We start from the raw sequence: 18,591 nt of genomic DNA, 5'->3' as shown, positions 1-18,591 counted from the left end.
ACCCGAGACGCTGCACGCGCACCCAAATCGCCGCACACGCGCCCAAACGCTGCACGAACGCTGCAAGTGGCGTCCGCCCCGGCGGCGGGACGACCGTGGCAGGGTGACGGTTCAAGCATGCGGCGGCGAACTGGTGGCCCGGGTCGCCCGGGGTGAGCGGGACGCCTTCGAGACGCTCTACCGGCACCTGCTCGGCCCGGTCGGGGCGGTGGTGCGGCGGGTGCTGTGCGACCGGGCGCAGAGCGAGGAGGTCGTCCAGGAGGTCTTCCTGGAACTCTGGCGCACCGCCGACCGCTACCGTCCCGAACGCGGCAGCGTGCACGCCTGGGCGCTGACCGCCGCCCACCACCGGGCCGTCGACCGGGTCCGCGCCGCCCGGGCCGGTGCCGAGCGCGAACGCGCGGCCGCCCTGCGCGAGTACCGGCCCGCGTACGACACCGTCGCCGCCGAGGCCGAGCGCCGGATCGAGGACCGCGCCGTCCGCACCGCGCTGGCCGCCCTCGCCCCCGCCCAGCGCGAGGCCCTCGCCCTCGCCTACTGGGGCGGCTGCACCCAGACCCGGATCGCCGCCCTCCTCGACACCCCGCTCGGCACGGTCAAGAGCCGGGTGCGGGAGGGGCTGCGGCGACTGCGGACGGAACTGGCCTGACGGGGAGGGGCGGCGGCGCGGGCGGGCGGGACCGGCCCGGCGGCGTCTCAGTCCGCCGCGCGGGCGGGCCACCAGACCCGGCCGCCCAGGTCGTGCACCAGGGCCGGGACGAGCAGCGAGCGCACCAGCAGGGTGTCCAGCAGGACGCCGAAGGCCACGATGAAGGCGATCTGTGCCAGGAAGGCCAGCGGGATCACGCCCAGCGCCGCGAAGGTCGCCGCCAGCACCACGCCCGCCGAGGTGATCACCCCGCCGGTCGCGGTCAGGCCGCGCAGCACGCCCGCCCGGGTGCCGAGCGCCGCGGTCTCCTCGCGGACGCGGGTCATCAGGAAGATGTTGTAGTCCACGCCCAGCGCGACCAGGAACACGAACCCGTACAGCGGCACGGACGGGTCGGTCGCCGAGAACCCGAACACGTGCGGGAACACCAGCGCCGAGACGCCCAGCGTGGCCAGGTAGGAGAGCGCCACCGTCGCCGCCAGCAGCACCGGCGCCAGCACCGAGCGCAGCAGCAGCACCAGCACCACCAGGATGCACAGCAGCACCACCGGCATGATCAGCGTCCGGTCGTGCCGGGCGGTGGCCCGGGTGTCGGCCTGCTGCGCCGAGTAGCCGCCGACCAGCGCGTCGGCCCCGTCGACGGCGTGCACGGCGGTGCGCAGCCGGGCGACGGTGGCGAGCGCCGCGTCGCTGTCTGCCGGGTCGGCCAGTGTCGCGTCCAGCCGGACCAGGCCGTCGACGACCACCGGCGGGGCGGTGGGCGCCCCGCCGGTGTACGGGCGGACCGCGGCGACGCCGGGCACCGGTGCGGCGGCGGCCGCCACCGCGTCCGCCCGGTCGGCGCGGGCCACGATCACCGCCGGGTTGCCCGAGCCGCCGGGGAAGTGCGCGGACAGCAGGCGCTGCGCGGCGACCGAGGGCTGGGCGGTGGTGAACAGTTCCGACTGCGGCACGCCGCGGGCGTCCAGCAGCGGGGAGCAGGCCGCGAGCGCCGCCAGCACGGCGACCGACCCCACCCACAGGGCGCGCGGACGGCGGCCGACCAGCTCGGCGATCCGCTGCCAGACCCGGTGCGAGCCGCCCTTCCCGTCGGTGCTCGGCCGGGCGGGCCAGAACGCGGCCCGGCCGCACAGCGCCAGCGCCGCCGGGAGGAAGGTCAGTGCGGACAGCACCGCGCAGGCGATGCCGATCGCGCCGACCGGGCCGAGCGCCCGGTTGTTCGTCAGGTCGGAGAGCAGCAGGACGAGCAGGCCCAGGCCCACGGTCAGGCCGGAGGCGGCGATCGGCTCCACGGAGCGGTGCAGCGCGGTGCGGGCGGCGGCGTACCGGTCCTTCCCGGCGGCGAGCTCCTCGCGGAAGCGCGCGGACAGCAGCAGCCCGTAGTCGGTGGCGGCGCCGATCACCAGGATCGACAGCAGCCCCTGCACCTGCCCGTCCACCCGGACCACGCCGTGCTGCGCCAGCGCGTACACGATCGCGCAGGCCGCCGCGAGGGCGAACACCGCGCCGAGGATCACCAGCAGAGGCAGCAGCACCGCCCGGTACACCAGCAGCAGGATCAGCAGCACCACGCCGAGCGCGACCCCGAGCAGCAGGCCGTCGATGCCCGCGAACGCCCCCGACAGGTCGGCCTGCACCGCCGCCGGTCCGGCCACCCCGGCGGTGGCGCCCGGCACCTGCCCGGCCAGGTCGCGGATCTCCGCGACCGCCTCCTTGGTGTCCGGCCCCAGGTCGGCGCGCAGCTGCACCACCGCCTCCAGCGCCTTCCCGTCCTCGGACGGCAGCAGCGGCGAGGGCTGCCCGACGGTGCCCGGCACCTGCGCGGCGGCGGCCAGCGCCTGGCCCGCCCCGGCCCGCAGCGCCTCGTCGACCTGCCCGGAGTCGGCCTCCCAGACCAGCACCACCGGCAGCGTCGACTCGGCGCGGAAGTCCTTCTCCAGCTGCGCGACCCGGGTCGACTCGGCGCTGCGCGGCAGGAACGCCGCCCCGTCGTTGGTCGACACCTCGCCCAGCCGTCCCGCGAACGGGCCGAGTGCGCCCCCGAGCACCAGCCAGACCAGCAGCAGTGCGAGCGGGAGCAGGAAACGCAGGCGGCGCGCGGGGGGCGGCGGCGCGGGCGTCGGGGCGTGGGGCGGGACGTGCGTCGGCATGCCCCGGAGAATATCTCAATCATTGAGAGATCGGCGAGGGTCCGGGCCGGAGCGCCGTCCGCCCCGTCGGCTACGGTTCGCCGCATGAACGCCACCTCCACCGCCCCCGACCCGTACGAACAGTGGCTCCTGGAGGCGCTCTTCACCCCCGGCGCGCTGCTCGGCGCCGCACACACCTACGGGCACGGCCCCGCCCTCCCGGCCCGGCTGACCGCCGTGGAGGAGGTCGCCACCGTCCGGACCCCGAGCGGGCGGCTGGCCGTCGCCTGCCCCTGGCCGCCCGACGACGAGCCCGGCGTGCCGCTCCCCGTCGCCTTCGAACTGGCCGAACGCGTCCCGCCCGGCCCCCACCGGGTCGAGGCCGCCTGGTACCGGGCGCCGGTGCTGTTCATGGGCGAGGTCCAGGACCACCCCGAGGTCGCCGCCGTCCGGCTCCGCCTGACCGACGCCCCGGTGACCCGCTGGGAGGCCGCGGCCTTCGTCCCGACCCCCGTCGGCACCGACCCGGGCGGCGTCCTCGACGCTGACGACCACGGCCGCCGGCACTTCTACGACGAGCACCAGACCTGCGCCTTCGCCGATGCCGCCGCCTGGCCCGAACTCGTGGCCCCCTTCCGGCAGTTCGCCCACAACGCGATCGCCGGACTCCCCAACACCGGCCGGGCCACCGAGTCCTTGCGCGACGGCTGCTTCGAACGCACCAGCAGCCCCGCCCGCGCCGCGGACCTGCTCAGCTTCCCCAGCTCCGGCACCACCACCTGGCTCGGCCGGGCCGCCGACGGCACCCCGGCCGCGGTCCTCGTCCACGGCGCCCTCCGGGACGTGGACCTCGCCGGACCGCCGCCCCTAGGCTGACGGCATGCCAGAACTGCCGCCCGAGGCCGGAGCGAGCACCGGGTCGGTGGCCCGGCTGCTCGGCGTGTCACCGGCCACCGTCCGCTCCTGGGAGCGCCGTTACGGCATCGGGCCGGCCGATCGGGAGGCGGGACGGCACCGCCGCTGGACGGCGCGGGACGTGGCCGTGCTGGAGGCGATGTGCCGGCTCACCGCCCGCGGGGTGCCGCCCGCCGAGGCGGCCCGGCTCGCACCCGGGCTGGCCGGGCGCCCCGGCCCGCCCCCGGCCGCCGCGGCCCCGCCGGGCGCGGCCCGGCCCGAGGTGCGCGGGCTGGCCCGGGCCGCCCGGCGGCTGGACGGGCCCGAGGTGGCCCGGCTGCTGCACGCGAGCGTCGACCGGCTGGGCGCCGTCGCGGCCTGGACGGACGTGATGACGCCCGCGCTGCGGGCCGCCGGGCGCCGCTGGGCCGCGGGCGGCGACGAACGGTACGTCGAGGTCGAGCACCTGCTGTCCTGGCACGTCTCCAGCGCGCTGCGCCGGCTCGCCGAACCCCCCGCGGGCGCGGCCGGGCCGCCGGTGCTGCTGGCCGCGATGCCCGGCGAGCAGCACACCCTGCCGCTGGAGGCGGTGGCCGCCGCGCTCGCCGAACGCGGCCTGCCGTTCCGGATCTTCGGCGCCGCCCTGCCCGCCGGGGCACTGGCCGAGGCCGTCCGCCGCACCGGCCCGGCCGCCGTCCTGCTCTGGTCGCAGACCCGCGCCACCGCCGACCCGGCCCCCGTCCGCGCCGTCGCCGCCACCGCCTGGGGTGCCCGCGGCGCCCGGGTCCGCCCCGTGCTGCTCGCCGCGGGCCCCGGCTGGCACCGCGCCGCCCGCCCGCCCGGCACCCTCGCTCCCCGCGACCTACCGGGTGCGCTCGACCTGCTGGCGCGGGCGCTAGGGTCGTGACCGGCCCGGCGGACGACCGGGGGGCAGGCGATCGGGCGTGGTGGAGGAGGGGCCGGTGACGCAGGGGCCGGTGACGCAGCGGGAGTTCGGACGGCTGCTGCAGGGGCTGGCGTCCGAGATGAACCTGCTCGGGCACGACTTCGCGGCCGATTCCGGCCTGCACGCCACCGACGTCCAGGCGCTGCTCGCGGTGCTGCGGGCCGCCGACCCGCCCGGCATCACCCCCGGCGGGCTGCGGGCCGAACTCGGCCTGACCTCCGGCGCGGTGACCGCCGTCCTGGACCGCCTGGAGCGCGCCGGGCACGTCCACCGCACCCGGGACGAGGCCGACCGGCGCCAGGTGCACGTGCACTACCACCCGGCCGCGACCCGGATCGCGGGCGAGTGGTTCGCCCCCGTCGCCGAGTGCACCGACCGCGTCCGCGCCGAGTTCGCCCCGGAGCAGGTCGCCACCGTGGTCCGCTTCCTCGCCCGGATGACCGAGGAACTCGCCGAACTCCGCAGGCAGCGCCGCGCCGACCGCGCCTGACGCCCGTCGGTCGCCCGCCTGTCGGCAGGCTGCCGGCCGCCCGCCGTCGGTCGCCCGCCTGACGCCCGTCGGACACGCCCGATTCGGGCGCCATCGCGCCGCCCTGTCCCTTTTGCCGGGTATGGTCGGCGGGCGTCCGAACGTCCGGCAGCCCCCGGGAGCATCCGCCATGCCGCAGCCCCAACCGGTCCTCGCCACGCTGACCGGGGCCGCCGTGTTCCTGGTGCTCGCGATCGAGGACGGCGGCGAGCAGGCCGTCCGCGACCTGCTGCCCGACCTCGGCGGACTGGCCCGCACCGTCAGCACCCGGGCGCCGCGCGAGGAGGTCAGCCTGGTGCTCGGCATCGGCTCCGACGCCTGGGACCGCCTGTTCGCCGGGCCCCGCCCGGCCCGGCTGCACCCCTTCGTCGAACTCGCCGGACCCCGGCACCTCGCCCCCGCCACCCCCGGCGACCTGCTGCTGCACGTCCGGGCCGAACGCATGGACCTGTGCTTCGAGTTGGCCACCCTGGTCAGCCGGCGGCTCGGCGACCGGGTCACCGTGCTGGACGAGACCCACGGCTTCCGGTACTTCGACTGCCGCGACCTGATCGGCTTCGTCGACGGCACCGAGAACCCCACCGGACGGGACGCCGCCGACGCCGTCCTGATCGGCGACGAGGACCCCGGCTTCGCGGGCGGCAGCTACGTCATCGTGCAGAAGTACCTGCACGACATGGCCGGTTGGCACGCCATCGGCACCGAGCAGCAGGAACGCGTGATCGGCCGCACCAAGCTCGACAACGTCGAACTCGACGACGCCGCCAAGCCCGCCGACTCGCACGTCGCGCTGAACACCGTCACCGGCCCCGACGGCGAGGACCGCGACATCTGGCGGCTCAACATGCCGTTCGGCTCCTTCGCCGAGGGCGGCGAGTGCGGCACCTACTTCATCGGCTACGCCCGCGACCCCGGCGTCACCGAGGAGATGCTCCGCAACATGTTCCTCGGCCGCGGCCCCGCCGCCCACGACCGGCTGCTGGACTTCTCCACCCCCGTCACCGGCACCTTCTTCCACGTCCCCAGCGCGGACTTCCTCGACGATCCGCCACCCGCCCCCGGCGCGCCCGCCCCGGCCGCCGAAGCCGTGCCCGCCCCGCCGGTCCGGGACGGCAGCCTCCGCATCGGCAGCCTGAAAAGGAGCTCCGCACCGTGAACAACCTGCACCGCGACCTGGCGCCCGTCTCCGCCGCCGCCTGGGCCGAGATCGAGGAGGAGGCCCGGCGCACCTTCCAACTCCACGTCGCCGGACGCCGGGTGGTCGACCTCTCCGGCCCCGACGGGCCCGAACTCGCCGCCGTCGGCACCGGCCACCTCGCCGACATCGCCGCCCCCGGCAACGGCGTCCAGGCCCGCGCCCGGGAGTCCCTCCGGGTGGTCGAGCTCCGCGTCCCCTTCACCGTCACCCGGGCCGCCGTCGACGACGTCGAACGCGGCTCCAAGGACTCCGACTGGGACCCGGTCAAGGATGCCGCCCGCACCATCGCCCTCGCCGAGGACCGCACCCTCTTCGACGGCTACCAGGCCGCGGGCATCACCGGCATCCGCGACGGCTCCACCAACCACCCCGTCGACCTCCCCGCCGACGTCCGCGACTACCCCAACGCCGTCAGCCGCGCCCTCACCGCCCTGCGCCTCGCCGGAGTCGGCGGCCCCTACTCCCTCCTCCTCGGCGCCGACACCTTCACCGCCGTCAACGAGACCTCCGACCACGGCTACCCCGTCCACAACCACCTCGCCCGCCTCCTCGACGGCGAGATCATCTGGGCCCCCGCCGTCGAGGGCGCCGTCCTCCTCTCCGCCCGCGGCGGCGACTTCGAACTCCACCTCGGCGAGGACCTCTCCATCGGCTACCTCTCCCACGACGACACCACCGTCCACCTCTACCTCCAGGAATCCCTCACCTTCCAACTCCACACCCCGGAAGCCGCCGTCGCCCTCACCACCCCCTGAGACCACCCCACCCCGACGGACAGGGGCCACCGACGCCCACCTGCCACCGCGACCCAAGCCCGGCCCCCCGCAGGCGCCCCTCCGGGGGATGGCCGTCTGCCGCCCAGCCCCGGCGGGGTGGCTGCCTGCGGCCGCGGCCCGTGCTCGGTTTCGCCTGCGGGTGCCCCTCCGGGGTGTCTGTCGCATGGACCCCCGCCCGGCCCCCGGTGGGGCGCTCGTCTGCCACCGCCGCCCGTGCCCGGCTCCGCCGGTCCCGTCCCCTCCGGCTCCCGGGCTCTGGGGTGGATGGGGTGATGTGTCGCAACTGGGGCTACTGGTAGGGGAGTTGGGGTGGTCGGGGGCGGAATCAGGACAATGCTGCGGAGAGGCTTCCGGGGGCGGGGCGGTGGGCCGCAGCATGTGAGTACTTGTGCGGGGATTTCGGTGAGGGGAGCACGCCGTGTCCGATTCTTCCGTTTCCAGATGTCCTTTTCTCGATCCGGCCGGGAGCGCGTTGCACGCGGAGGCGGCCGGGTTGCGCGAGCAGGGTCCGGCGGTGTGGGTGGAGTTGCCGGGCGGGGTGCGGGCCTGGTCGGTGACCGGGTACGAGGCGATCCAGCGGGTGACGACGGATCCCCGGGTGTCGCGGGACCACCGCTTGCACTGGCCGGGGGCCGGGGAGGTGCCGGAGGGCTGGGTGCTGGGGCCGGTGGCGTTCCAGGACAGTTTCGTCAACCAGTACGGGGCCGAGCACCGCAAGTCGCGGGGCCGGATCGCGCCGACCTTCCTGCCGCGCCGGGTGGAGTCGATGCGTCCGCAGGTGCAGGCGACGGCGGACCGGCTGGTGGCGGCGCTGGGGGCGCTGGCGCCGGGCGAGTCCGCGGACCTGCGGCTGGCGTTGTCGCGGCCGCTCACGCTGACGGTGATCTGCGACCTGTTCGGGGTGCCGGAGGACTTGCGGGGCGGGCTCTGCGAGGCGATCGACACGGTGCTGGACTCCACGCTGAGCGAGGACGTCGCGCTGGCCGCCCAGACCGACCTGAACGAGCGGCTGAGCGGGCTGCTGGCGCACAAGCGGGCGCACCCGGCGTCCGACCTGACCAGCGACCTGCTGCTCTCCGACCGGCCGGGCGAACGGCCGCTCTCGGACGAGGAGTTGATCGGGACGCTGTTCACGATGATCACCGGTGGCTTCGAGACGGCCGTCAACCTGATCACCAGCGCGGTGCTGGCGCTGCTCACCCACCCGCAGGAGCTGGCCCGGCTGCGGGCGGGCGGGATCGGCTGGTCGGACGTGATCGAGGAGACGCTGCGGGTGGAGGGGCCGGTGATGCACGTGCCGCTGCGCTACGCGGTGGAGGACCTCGACCTGGGCGAGGGCGTGCTGATCCGCAAGGGCGATCCGATCATCATCGGGTTCGCCGCCGCCGGGCGGGACCCGCGGGTGCACCCGGACCGTCCGGACGAGTTCGACCCGACCCGGGCGGACAAGGGGCACCTGGCGTTCGGCTACGGCCCGCACTTCTGCGTCGGGGCCCCGCTGGCCCGGCTGGAGACCGAGATCGCGCTGAGCACGCTGTTCGAGCGGCTGCCCGACCTGGCGCTGGCCGACCCGGACCGCCCGCCCGCCCGCATCCCGTCCATGATCATCAACGGCCCGGCGGTCCTGGACGTGGTGCCCCGGCCGGTGACCCCGTGACCGCCGCCGAGCCGACCGGGTCCGCCGGGCCGACCGGGTCCGCCGGGCCGCCCCCGGAGAGCCGGGCGGCCCCGCGCTGCCCCGTGCTCGACCCGGCCGCGGCCGCGCTGCACGCCGAGGCCGCCGGGCTGCGGGCGCAGGGGCCCGCGGTGCTGGTCGAGCTGCCCGGGCGGGTGCTGGCCTGGGCGGTGACCGGGCATGCGGTGATCCAGCAGCTGACCACCGATCCGCGGGTCTCCCGGGACTACCGCCGGCACTGGCCGGGGGTCGCGCAGGTGCCGGAGGGCTGGGTGCTGGGGTCGGTGGCGTTCCAGGACAGCCTGGTCAACCACTACGGCGACGAGCACCGCCGGGCCCGGGCCCGGATCGCCCCGTCCTTCCTGCCGCGCCGGGTGGAGCTGATGCGCCCGCAGGTGCAGGCGACGGCGGACCGGCTGGTGGCGGCGCTGGGCGAACTGCCCCCGGGCGGGCGCGCGGACCTGCGGGGCGCGCTGGCGCGGCCGCTGACCATGACGGTGATCTGCGACCTGTTCGGCGTGCCGGAGCGGATGCGCGAGGCGCTGGGCGAGCTGATCGACACCGTGCTGGACTCCTCGCTGGCGCAGGACGCCGCCCTGGCCGCGCAGACCGAACTCTACGTCCGACTGGGCGAGTTGCTGGCCCACAAGCGGGCCAACCCGGCGTCCGACCTGACCAGCGACCTGCTGCTGTCCGACCGCCCCGGCGAACTCCCGCTGACCGACCACCAGTTGCTCGGCACGCTGCTGACGATGATCGCCGCCGGGTTCGAGACCGCCGTCAACCTGATCACCAGCGCGGCCCTCGAACTGCTCACCCACCCCGAGGAGTCGGCCCGGCTGCGGGCGGGCGCCACCAGTTGGTCGGACGTGATCGAGGAGACGCTCCGGCTGGAGGGCCCGGTGATGTACCTCCCGCTGCGCTACGCGCTGGCCGACCTCGACCTCGGCGGGGGCGTGGTGATCCGGGAGGGCGACCCGATCATCCTCGGGTTCGCCGCCGCCGGGCGCGACCCGGCGCGCCACCCGGACCGGCCGGACGTCTTCGACCCGGCCCGGGCGGACAAGGCGCACCTGGCGTTCGGCCACGGCCCGCACTTCTGCGTGGGCGCGCAACTGGCCCGGCTGGAGGCCGAGGTCGCGCTGCGCACGCTGTTCGAGCGCCTGCCCGACCTGGCCCTGGCCGACCCGGGGCGGCGGCCCGCCCGCCTCCCGTCGCTGATCGTCAACGGCCCGGCGGCGCTGGAGGTGGTGCCCCGCCCGGAGGGCGGCTGAGCGCGCCGGTTACGCCTCGGTAGGGTGGGCCGATCGGGAACGACCCAGGAGGCGGTGTGCGGCAGTACCGGGCGATGGTGGCGGTGGGCGACTCGTTCACGGAGGGGATGTGCGACGACGTCCACCCGGACGGGCACTTCCGCGGCTGGGCGGACCGGGTCGCGGCGGCGCTGGCCGCCGAGGCCGGTGCGGAGGGCTTCCGGTACGCGAACCTGGCGGTCCGCGGCAAGCTGATCGGCCAGATCAGGGCCGAGCAGGTCGACCTGGCCGCGGCCACCGACGCCGACCTGGTGACGCTGGCGGGCGGCCTGAACGACGTGCTGCGGCCGGGCTGCGACGTGGCCGAGGTCGAGCGGCTGCTCGGGGCGTGCACCCGCGAGCTGATCGCCGAGGGCCGCACCGTGGTGCTGTTCACCTCCACCGATCCGACCCGGCGGATGGCGGGCAGCCGCCGCCTGCTGCCCGCCATCCTGCGGATGAAGGCCTTCGTGGAGGGCGTGGTGCGCGAGCACCCGGGCCGGGTGGTGCTGGTCGACCTGTTCTCGGCGCCGGTGTTCGACGACGGCAGGCTCTGGGCGGAGGACCGGCTGCACCTCTCCCCGGAGGGCCACCGCCGGGTCGCGCTGGCGGTGCTGGAGGCGCTCGGCCGCCCGTCCGCCGAGGACTGGCGGGCGCCGCTGACCGAGCCGGACGCCCGTACCCGCGGTGAGCGGGCCCGCGCCGACCTGCGCTGGCTGGGCGCCCACGTCGGCCCGTGGATCGGCCGCCGCCTGCGCGGACGCTCCTCCGGCGACGGCCGCCCGGCGAAGCGCCCGGAACTGCTGCCCTACGAGGGCTGAGCGCGCGCTGGCGGAACTGTCACCCCCGCCGGCAGACAACTGCACCCGGGCGGCCGGACGGGCGCCGGGCACCGCAGGCTCGTGGCGTCTCCCGGCGCCCGCCGCCGCTGCCAGGATGCGGCGTACGGAGCCGAACGCTCCGGCCGGGCCCGGGACTTCGGACCTCCGCGGGCCCGGACGCCCGAAGGAGGAACCCGCACCCATGAGGGTCCGCCGACTCGCCACCGCCGTCGCCACGGCCCTGCCGGTCCCGCTGCTCGTCCTCGCCTCCGGCCCCCAGGCGAACGCCTCCGACCCCCCCCGGCGTCCCCCGGGGACACCGCCCCGGCGTAGCCCGGTGACCCCCCGCTGGACCTCGGCGACCTCGTCCTGGTGGGTTCCGGCCCCTACCCCATCCCCAAGGCGCGGCTGTGCAAGGCGCAGTACGACGTCGACTACTGGGTCGGCGGCGTGGCCTTCGCGAACACCCAGCGGTACCTCTGCACGGCCTAGGGCCGGGCCTGGGCCTGGCCGTCCAGTCGCACGGTGATGCCGACCGTGCCGCCCTTCCCGCGGCGCAGTCGGCTGCCGAACAGGGTGAGCCGCCCGATCAGCCCGTACTTGCGGGCGATCAGCTGCCGGTAGCGTTCGGTGGTGTCGGCGTCGGCGATCTCGGCGGTGGCGGGCAGCGACTTGCCGCTCGGGTTGCCGCGCACGTCGCACGGGCCGACCAGGACCTCGCCGCGCCGCCGGATCCGCTTGACCTTCCAGGAGTCGGCGGCGGTCCACGCCCCGAGGGTGTCGCCGTCCCGGACCACCCACACGGGGGTGGGGACGGCGCTGCCGTCCTTCTTGTAGCTGGTGATCAGCAGGTACTTGCCGGCGGCGAGCCGGTCCAGCGCGGTGTCGGCCATTGGGGGAGTGTACGTCCCCTGACGGGGAGTCAGCGGCAGGGGGCTCAGGCCGCGGGGACGTGGTCCGGGTCCGGGTCGCTCCGCGGGTCGCCGGGCGCGTCGGGGGCGTCGGCGTCGGGGCGGGGCGCGGGTGCGCGGGTGACGGTGGCCCGCCACAGCCGGGCCGCGGACCAGACCGCGGCGGCCAGCAGCAGCCCGTTGCGGGCGAGGATGACGCCGGTCGGCCACCAGCCCCCGACCTGCATCGCGTCGAAGAACAGCGGGTAGTCGACGGTGGTGACGCCGATCGCGGGCAGCAGCAGGAGCGCGACCGGCCGCTGGGTGGTGCACTCCACGCTCAGGCAGACCGCGGCCAGGCCGATCAGCCAGACCAGGTACTGCGGGGAGATCACCCGGCTGGTGACGGTGAACAGCAGCACCGCGCTGAGCGCCGCGTCGTACGGGGTGGCGGCCGTCCAGCGCCGGGCCCGGACGCGCCACAGCAGCAGCCAGGCGAACGCGGCGAAGGACAGCAGCAGCGACAGCTGCGAGATCCGGTGCACGTACGGGCCGAGGAACTCGATCGAGCCGTAGTGCTGCTCGACCCGCCCGGACCAGCCGAACTGCCGGGCCACCTGGAGGACGCTGCCGCCCAGCGACTCGATCTCCACGCCGCGGCCGCGCTGGGCGTGCAGGAAGTCGAAGGTGTGGTCGAAGAGCGCGGCGAAGACCAGCAGCAGGGCGAGCGCCGAGACGGCGGCGGCGGTCCAGGCCTGCCGGGTGGTGCGGCCGCGCGGGGTGCCCAGCACGGTCAGCGCGGGCCACACCTTGACCATCGCGCCGATCCCGGCCAGCGCCCCGCCCAGCTTCGGCCGGTTCGGGAGCAGCAGCAGCGCGCCGACCGCGAGCGCGGTGGCGGGCAGGTCGTAGCGGCCGTACGGCAGTCCGAGCAGCAGCGGCAGGGCCAGCACCCAGGCCCAGGCCCCCCAGTCGGAGCGCCCCGCCCCGCGCCCGGCCGCCAGCAGGGCGGCCTGTACGGCGGCGTCGGCCAGCAGCACCAGCAGCACGAAGGCCTGCAGGTACGTCAGGAACGGCAGCAGGCCCGGGGCGAGCATCGGCAGCGCGGCGCCCGGCGGGTACTGCCAGGTGACGTCGTCGACCGGGAAGGTGCCGGTGCGCAGGACCTGGTACCAGCCCTGGTAGAGCCGGTGCACCTCGACGGCGGGCTCGGTCCGGCCGGAGCGGATCAGGCCGATCATCAGCACCCGGCTGGCGATCCAGTACGCGGCCAGGGCGAGGACCTCGCGGGGCCAGGTGGTGGGGCGGGTCCAGCGGACCGGCCGGGCGGGTGTCCGGACGGCCGGGGCGGGGGCCTGCGCCACCATGTCCTCCAGTGCGCTCTGGGTGAGGTCCCGGGGCGGGGGCCCCGGACCAGTGGTCGCGAAACAGCGGTTCGTCTCTCATATCAGACGATCGGGGCACCCTCCGGGCCGCTCCCTCGCGTGTCCCCGGACCTCCCCGGAAAGCGCCACGCCCCCGCCCGCCACCCGGAGCACCGACCGCTGTCGGCCGGACCTGCCAGAATGCACGGGCGAACCGCGCAACCGTCAGAAGGGGTGACCGGCACCGTGACCATGCCCGTCGAACGCAAGATCGCCGAAGAGCTCGGCGTCCGCGAGAACCAGGTGCAGGCCGCCGTCGGCCTGCTCGACGGCGGTGCGACCGTGCCCTTCATCGCCCGGTACCGCAAGGAGGCCACCGGCGCCCTCGACGACACCCAGCTGCGCACCCTCGAGGAGCGGCTGCGGTACCTGCGCGAGCTGGAGGAGCGCCGCACCGCCGTCCTGGAGTCCGTCGCGGCCCAGGGCAAGCTGGACGACGCGCTGCGCGCGCAGATCCTCGCCGCCGACTCCAAGGCCCGGCTGGAGGACATCTACCTCCCGTACAAGCCCAAGCGGCGCACCAAGGCGCAGATCGCCCGCGAGGCCGGCCTCGAACCGCTCGCCGACACCCTGCTCGCCGACCCGACCCGGGACCCGTCCGCCCTCGCCGCGACCTTCCTGAACGAGCAGGTCGCCGACGCGCCCGCCGCCCTGGAGGGCGCCCGCGCCATCCTGGTCGAGCGCTTCGGCGAGGACGCCGACCTGGTCGGCTCGCTGCGCGAGCGGATGTGGACGCGCGGGCGGCTGGTCGCGAAGGTCCGCGACGGCAAGGAGCAGGACGGCGCCAAGTTCGCCGACTACTTCGACTTCGCCGAGCCCTACACGAAGCTGCCCTCGCACCGGATCCTGGCCATGCTGCGCGGCGAGAAGGAGGAGGTCCTCGACCTCGACCTCTCCCCGTACGACGGCGAGCAGGAGGCCGACCTGCCCGGCGCGAGCGACTACGAGCAGCGGATCGCCGCCCGCTTCGGCATCGCCGACCGCGGCCGCCCCGCCGACAGGTGGCTCACCGACACCGTCCGCTGGGCCTGGCGCACCCGGATCCTGGTGCGGCTCGGCATCGACCTGCGCACCCGGCTGCGGGCCGAGGCCGAGGACGAGGCGGTGCGGGTCTTCGCCGCCAACCTGCGCGACCTGCTGCTCGCGGCCCCCGCGGGCACGCGCGCCACCATGGGCCTCGACCCGGGCTTCCGCACCGGCGTCAAGGTCGCCGTGGTCGACGCCACCGGAAAGGTCGTCGCGCACGAGACGATCTACCCGCACCAGCCCGCCAACAAGTGGGACGCCGCGCTCGCCGCCCTGGCCCGGCTCGCCGCCCAGCACCGGGTCGACCTGGTCGCGATCGGCAACGGCACCGCCTCCCGGGAGACCGACCGGCTCGCCGCCGACCTGATCAAGCGCCACCCCGAGCTCGGCCTCACCAAGGTGATGGTCAGCGAGGCCGGCGCCTCCGTCTACTCCGCCTCCGCGTTCGCCGCCCAGGAACTCCCCGGGCTGGACGTGTCGATCCGCGGCGCCGTCTCCATCGCCCGCCGCCTCCAGGACCCGCTGGCCGAACTCGTCAAGATCGACCCCAAGTCGATCGGCGTCGGCCAGTACCAGCACGACCTCAGCGAACTCAAGCTCTCCCGCTCGCTGGACGCCGTCGTCGAGGACTGCGTCAACGCCGTCGGCGTCGACGTCAACACCGCCTCCGCGCCGCTGCTCACCCGGGTCTCCGGCATCACCGGCACCCTCGCCGACAACATCGTCGCCCACCGCGACGCCAACGGCCCGTTCCGCACCCGGCGCGCGCTCAAGGACGTCGCCCGGCTCGGCCCCAAGGCGTTCGAGCAGTGCGCGGGCTTCCTGCGCATCCCCGACGGCGACGACCCGCTGGACGCCTCGGCCGTCCACCCCGAGGCGTACCCCGTGGTCCGCCGGATCCTCGCCACCACCGGCGGGAAGCTCGGCGAACTGATCGGCAACGGCGCGGTGCTGCGCTCGCTGCGGCCCGGCGACTTCGCCGACGACACCTTCGGCGTCCCGACCGTCACCGACATCCTCGGCGAGCTCGACAAGCCCGGCCGCGACCCGCGACCCGCCTTCCAGACCGCCACCTTCAAGGACGGCGTCGAGAAGATCTCCGACCTGGAGGTCGGCATGGTGCTGGAGGGCGTGGTCACCAACGTCGCCGCCTTCGGCGCCTTCGTCGACATCGGCGTCCACCAGGACGGCCTGGTGCACGTCTCCGCCCTGTCGAAGAACTTCGTCAAGGACCCGCGCGAGGTGGTCAAGCCCGGCGACATCGTCCGCGCCAAGGTCACCGCCGTCGACGTCCAGCGCAAGCGGATCGGCCTGACGCTCCGCCTCGACGACGACACCACCGCCCCCGCCCCCGGCGGCGGCAACCGGCGCGACCAGGCCCCCCGCCGCGACTCCCGCCCCCCGCGCCAGGACCGCCGTCCGAACAGCGGCTCCCCGGCGGCCCCCGCCAACTCCGCCATGGCCGACGCCCTCCGCCGCGCGGGCCTGGGCAAGTAGCGCACCCCGAGGGGCGGTCGGGCCGGGCCGCCCCTCAGCCGGTGCGGGACTCGACGGCCAGGGCGATGAGTTCGGGCCACCAGGGTTCGCGGTACTGGGAGAGGAGGCGCCGGGCCTCCTCGGGGGGGACGGGGCGGACTTCGACGACCTGTTCGCCGTCGTCGGGGTTGGTGGGGGCGGAGTCGACCAGGACGTCGGCCCAGCCCCAGAGCCAGGCCTTGACCGGGTGGGGCTGCCAGGGGCGGTAGGGGACCGGGCCGTCGGAGACGGCGAGGTGGTGGCCGATCCAGGTCGGCGGGGAGAGCAGGCGGGCGCCGGCCTCCTCGCGCAGTTCGCGCTCCAGGCAGGACTCGATGCTCTCGGCGGCCTCGCGGGTGCCGCCGGGGAGGAACCAGTGACCGCGGACGTCCCGGCACAGGACGACGCGGCCCTCGGCGAAGCCGACCAGGTGGATGTTGGTGACCAGCTCGTCGGGTGGCTGCTCGGTGCTGAACTGGGCGTCGATGCCGCCCCACTCCCAGCGCTGCGGCGCGTGCAGGGCCGGGTACCGGGCCGCCAGTTCGGCGCTGTCGCTTGCTCTGCGTGTGGTGTCCGTCATTGATCGATCGTAGTCCTGGGTGGTCCCGGACGGACCCGGACGGTCAACGAAGCTGACGAAACGTCACCCTCCCGTGGCGTTCCGTCAACCGGGCGCGCCGCTCGTTCACTTGACCGGGCGACGTTTGGGTTCACTACCCGGTTTCACCGCCCGGGTTCACTGCCCGGGTTCACTGCCCGGTTTCACCGCCCGGTTTTACTCCGGTGCGACGGTCACCGCCCCGGCGGCGGAGCGGACCTCGGCGTTGGGGTGGGTGCGCAGGGCCGCCAGCAGCGGCAGCCAGCGGCCGGTCCAGGCGCAGCGGGTGCCGAGCTGCTCGGCGAGGGCGGCGGCGAACAGGCCGAGCGCGGGGCCGCGGCCGGGCAGCAGGGAGAGCAGCGCATCGGGGGCGGCGGTGTCGGCGGCGGTCGGCAGCGGGGAGCTGCCCGCGACGATCCCGGCGAGTCGGGCCGCCAGCCGGGCCGCCAGCACCGGGCGGTCGGCGAGGGCCCCGGCCAGCCGGGCGACGTCGGCCCCGAAGCCGCTCCCCGCCCGTCCGGCCCCGGCCGGCTCCGCGACCCGGGCCAGCAGTACGGCCCGCAGGTCGAGCAACTCCTCGTGCGGGCACAGCTGTTCGGCCAGCGCGAGCCGGACGTCCCGGTGGCGGAGCACGGTCGGGACGGCGGTCAGCGACTCGATCCGCTGCCGGACGGGCTGGTCGCGGGCCACCGAGGGCGCGGCGGTGCGGGGTTCGGCGGTGCGGGGTGCGGCGGTGCCGGGGGCGGCGGCCAGCAGTGCGGCCAGCGTCCGGTGGAGCAGGCTGCCGGGTGCGGCGCCGCCGGTCGGGTGGGGCAGGTCGGAGACGGCCAGGGCGCGCAGGGCGAGCGAGGCGGTCCGCCAGGTGGCGCGGTCGTCGAGGTCGGTGACCGCGGCGGGCAGCACCTCGGCGACGTCCGGCGCGTACCGGGCCCACCCGGGCAGTGCCTTGAGCGCCGCCCGGGTGGGCTCCGGGTCGGTCCTCGGGTCGATCCTCGGGTCGGCGTCCGCCCCGGCGGCGACCGCGGCCACCAGCCGGGCGTAGCGGGCCCGGTGGCGTTCCGGCAGCAGGCCCGGCGGTTGCGCGGCGACGGCCCGGCGCAGCTGCGGTTCGGGCGCGGCGGCGGCTTCGGCGAGCAGCGCCCAGACCGGGTCGGCGTCCAGCAGGCCCTGGCAGTGCGCGGCCGCGGCGGCCCGGACGTCGGCGTGCTGCCCGGGGGCGTGGAAGGCGGCAACCAGCACCTCGGCGGCCCGTGCGGGCGGCAGCAGTGCCGCGGCCAGCCGGACGGCCTCCTTGCGGGCGGTGACCTTGGCGCCACCGGTGCGGGAGGCCAACTCGCCTAGCAGCGGGGCCAGTTGCTCCGGATCGGCCTGCCGGGCGGCCCGCCCGGCGGCGTACACCGCGACCTTCGCCCGGTCGCCCCCGGCGTGCGCCAGCAGTTCGGGCAGGACGGTGAGCGGGTCGGACGTCCGGGCCAGCGCGGCCAGGGCGGTGTCGGCGAGCAGCGGCTCCGGATCGTCGAGGTGGCGGCGCACCACGGCGGCGCCGGGCTCCAGCAGCCGGGCGGCCCGGGTGAGCGCGGCGGCCCGCTGCTCGGCGGTCAGCCCCGGGTCGGCGGCGGCCTGCGCGCACAGCCCGGCGGCCCGCTCCACCTGGCGGGGCGTCCAGCGGGCGGGGTCGTGGACGGGCGGCAGCGGGCGGGGCCGGCCGGGGCGCAGGAAGCGCCCGGTGGGCGGCCGTTCGGCCAGCGCCCGGTCCAGCAGGTCGGTGCGGGCGAGGGCGGCGTGCCGCAGCACGGGGGCGCAGAACACGGCGGACGGGTCGTGGGCGAGCGTCGCCACCACCTTCGCGGCGCGCCCGGCGCGCGGCTGCAACCACAGCCCCAGGGCCTCGGCGGCGGTCCGCTCCCGCGGGTCCCGGGTGGCGTCGGCCAGGCGTTCGTCGAGTTCCGGCAACTGCCCGGCCCGTCCGCCCAGGGCGCGCACCAGGGCGAACAGCAGCCCGGTGCGACCCTGTCGGCTCTCCGCGTCGAGCCGGGGGCGCAGCGCGTCCAGCAACTGCCGCTCCCGCCCGCGGGGCAGGCGCGCGGCCAGCTCGGACAGCGGCAACTCGCCGTCGCGGGCAGCGAGTCGGCCGGCCGTCGAGAGGGCGAAGGCGACCAGGGCGGGCTGGGCGTCGGCGGGCTGGGGATGGGCGGGCTGGGGGTCGGCGGGGTGGGGATGGGTGGGCTG

At 76.3% G+C, this 18,591-nt stretch carries 14 protein-coding genes and 1 pseudogene; 10 read left to right on the top strand and 5 right to left on the bottom strand.

The window, feature by feature from the left end; genetic code table 11:
• Nucleotides 1-103: 103 nt before the first annotated feature.
• Nucleotides 104-649 (top strand): sigma-70 family RNA polymerase sigma factor, encoded by a 546-nt coding sequence (locus OO57_RS03345; protein WP_033250741.1) that lies wholly within the window; start codon nt 104-106, stop codon nt 647-649.
• A 47-nt stretch (nt 650-696) separates the two neighbouring features.
• On the opposite strand, the gene OO57_RS03340 is transcribed toward OO57_RS03345, so the two are convergent.
• On the bottom strand, nt 697-2,799 hold the full coding sequence (locus OO57_RS03340; RefSeq protein WP_051776469.1) for an MMPL family transporter: 2,103 nt from the start codon (nt 2,797-2,799) through the stop codon (nt 697-699).
• Between the two features lie 84 nt (nt 2,800-2,883).
• On the opposite strand from OO57_RS03340, the gene OO57_RS03335 reads away from it, so the two are divergent.
• The 8 genes from OO57_RS03335 to OO57_RS03300 all read left to right on the top strand — a co-directional run bounded on the left by OO57_RS03335 (nt 2,884) and on the right by OO57_RS03300 (nt 10,909).
• Nucleotides 2,884-3,654, top strand: coding sequence for a hypothetical protein (locus tag OO57_RS03335; RefSeq protein WP_033250740.1), 771 nt, complete (start codon nt 2,884-2,886; stop codon nt 3,652-3,654).
• 4 nt (nt 3,655-3,658) lie between these two features.
• Nucleotides 3,659-4,579, top strand: a complete 921-nt coding sequence (locus tag OO57_RS03330) for a MerR family transcriptional regulator (protein ID WP_033250739.1) — start codon at nt 3,659-3,661, stop codon at nt 4,577-4,579.
• Between the two features lie 55 nt (nt 4,580-4,634).
• Nucleotides 4,635-5,108 (top strand): MarR family winged helix-turn-helix transcriptional regulator, encoded by a 474-nt coding sequence (locus OO57_RS03325; protein WP_234337207.1) that lies wholly within the window; start codon nt 4,635-4,637, stop codon nt 5,106-5,108.
• Between the two features lie 169 nt (nt 5,109-5,277).
• On the top strand, nt 5,278-6,303 hold the full coding sequence (locus OO57_RS03320; protein WP_033250737.1) for a Dyp-type peroxidase: 1,026 nt from the start codon (nt 5,278-5,280) through the stop codon (nt 6,301-6,303).
• The gene (locus OO57_RS03315; RefSeq protein ID WP_033250736.1) at nt 6,300-7,100 is read left to right on the top strand and encodes a family 1 encapsulin nanocompartment shell protein; all 801 of its coding nucleotides are present in this window, start codon (nt 6,300-6,302) and stop codon (nt 7,098-7,100) included. The genes OO57_RS03320 and OO57_RS03315 overlap by 4 nt, the downstream gene beginning before the upstream one ends.
• A gap of 514 nt (nt 7,101-7,614) precedes the next feature.
• On the top strand, nt 7,615-8,778 hold the full coding sequence (locus tag OO57_RS03310) for a cytochrome P450 family protein (protein WP_234337206.1): 1,164 nt from the start codon (nt 7,615-7,617) through the stop codon (nt 8,776-8,778).
• A complete protein-coding gene (locus OO57_RS03305; RefSeq protein ID WP_081973427.1) occupies nt 8,775-10,070 on the top strand; it encodes a cytochrome P450 family protein in 1,296 nt (431 codons plus the stop codon). Before OO57_RS03310 ends, OO57_RS03305 begins: the two co-directional genes overlap by 4 nt.
• 56 nt (nt 10,071-10,126) lie before the next feature.
• Nucleotides 10,127-10,909 (top strand): SGNH/GDSL hydrolase family protein, encoded by a 783-nt coding sequence (locus OO57_RS03300; RefSeq protein ID WP_234337205.1) that lies wholly within the window; start codon nt 10,127-10,129, stop codon nt 10,907-10,909.
• 488 nt (nt 10,910-11,397) lie between these two features.
• Here OO57_RS03300 and OO57_RS03295 read toward each other — a convergent pair whose 3' ends face one another.
• Both OO57_RS03295 and OO57_RS03290 read right to left on the bottom strand, forming a co-directional pair.
• The gene (locus OO57_RS03295; protein WP_033250734.1) at nt 11,398-11,802 is read right to left on the bottom strand and encodes a PPOX class F420-dependent oxidoreductase; all 405 of its coding nucleotides are present in this window, start codon (nt 11,800-11,802) and stop codon (nt 11,398-11,400) included.
• Between the two features lie 44 nt (nt 11,803-11,846).
• A complete protein-coding gene (locus OO57_RS03290; protein ID WP_033250733.1) occupies nt 11,847-13,166 on the bottom strand; it encodes a glycosyltransferase 87 family protein in 1,320 nt (439 codons plus the stop codon).
• Nucleotides 13,167-13,415: 249 nt separating this feature from the next.
• Between OO57_RS03290 and OO57_RS03285 the strand changes: the two genes are divergently transcribed.
• Nucleotides 13,416-15,746 carry a Tex family protein gene (locus OO57_RS03285; protein ID WP_051776503.1) on the top strand — a complete coding sequence of 777 codons (2,331 nt, stop codon included), beginning with the start codon at nt 13,416-13,418 and terminating at the stop codon, nt 15,744-15,746.
• A gap of 34 nt (nt 15,747-15,780) precedes the next feature.
• On the opposite strand, the gene OO57_RS03280 is transcribed toward OO57_RS03285, so the two are convergent.
• Both OO57_RS03280 and OO57_RS03275 read right to left on the bottom strand, forming a co-directional pair.
• The gene (locus OO57_RS03280) at nt 15,781-16,344 is read right to left on the bottom strand and encodes an NUDIX domain-containing protein (protein ID WP_051776467.1); all 564 of its coding nucleotides are present in this window, start codon (nt 16,342-16,344) and stop codon (nt 15,781-15,783) included.
• A 195-nt stretch (nt 16,345-16,539) separates the two neighbouring features.
• Nucleotides 16,540-18,591: pseudogene (locus OO57_RS03275) on the bottom strand (hypothetical protein); the annotation flags it as partial.

This window comes from Kitasatospora phosalacinea, from assembly GCF_000717185.1.
GTDB classification, from domain to species: Bacteria; Actinomycetota; Actinomycetes; order Streptomycetales; family Streptomycetaceae; genus Kitasatospora; species Kitasatospora phosalacinea_A.
Note: the sequence above shows the minus strand (reverse complement) of the source record. Positions and strands in the feature narration are given on the sequence as shown.

What these genes read in the sequence shown, in the direction of transcription:
- OO57_RS03290 (WP_033250733.1), bottom strand. Translation starts at nt 13,166, where the DNA reads ATGGTGGCGCAGGCCCCCGCCCCGGCCGTCCGGACACCCGCCCGGCCG.
- OO57_RS03285 (WP_051776503.1), top strand. Translation starts at nt 13,416, where the DNA reads ATGCCCGTCGAACGCAAGATCGCCGAAGAGCTCGGCGTCCGCGAGAAC.
- OO57_RS03335 (WP_033250740.1), top strand. Translation starts at nt 2,884, where the DNA reads ATGAACGCCACCTCCACCGCCCCCGACCCGTACGAACAGTGGCTCCTG.
- OO57_RS03280 (WP_051776467.1), bottom strand. Translation starts at nt 16,344, where the DNA reads ATGACGGACACCACACGCAGAGCAAGCGACAGCGCCGAACTGGCGGCC.
- OO57_RS03320 (WP_033250737.1), top strand. Translation starts at nt 5,278, where the DNA reads ATGCCGCAGCCCCAACCGGTCCTCGCCACGCTGACCGGGGCCGCCGTG.
- OO57_RS03340 (WP_051776469.1), bottom strand. Translation starts at nt 2,799, where the DNA reads ATGCCGACGCACGTCCCGCCCCACGCCCCGACGCCCGCGCCGCCGCCC.
- OO57_RS03330 (WP_033250739.1), top strand. Translation starts at nt 3,659, where the DNA reads ATGCCAGAACTGCCGCCCGAGGCCGGAGCGAGCACCGGGTCGGTGGCC.
- OO57_RS03295 (WP_033250734.1), bottom strand. Translation starts at nt 11,802, where the DNA reads ATGGCCGACACCGCGCTGGACCGGCTCGCCGCCGGCAAGTACCTGCTG.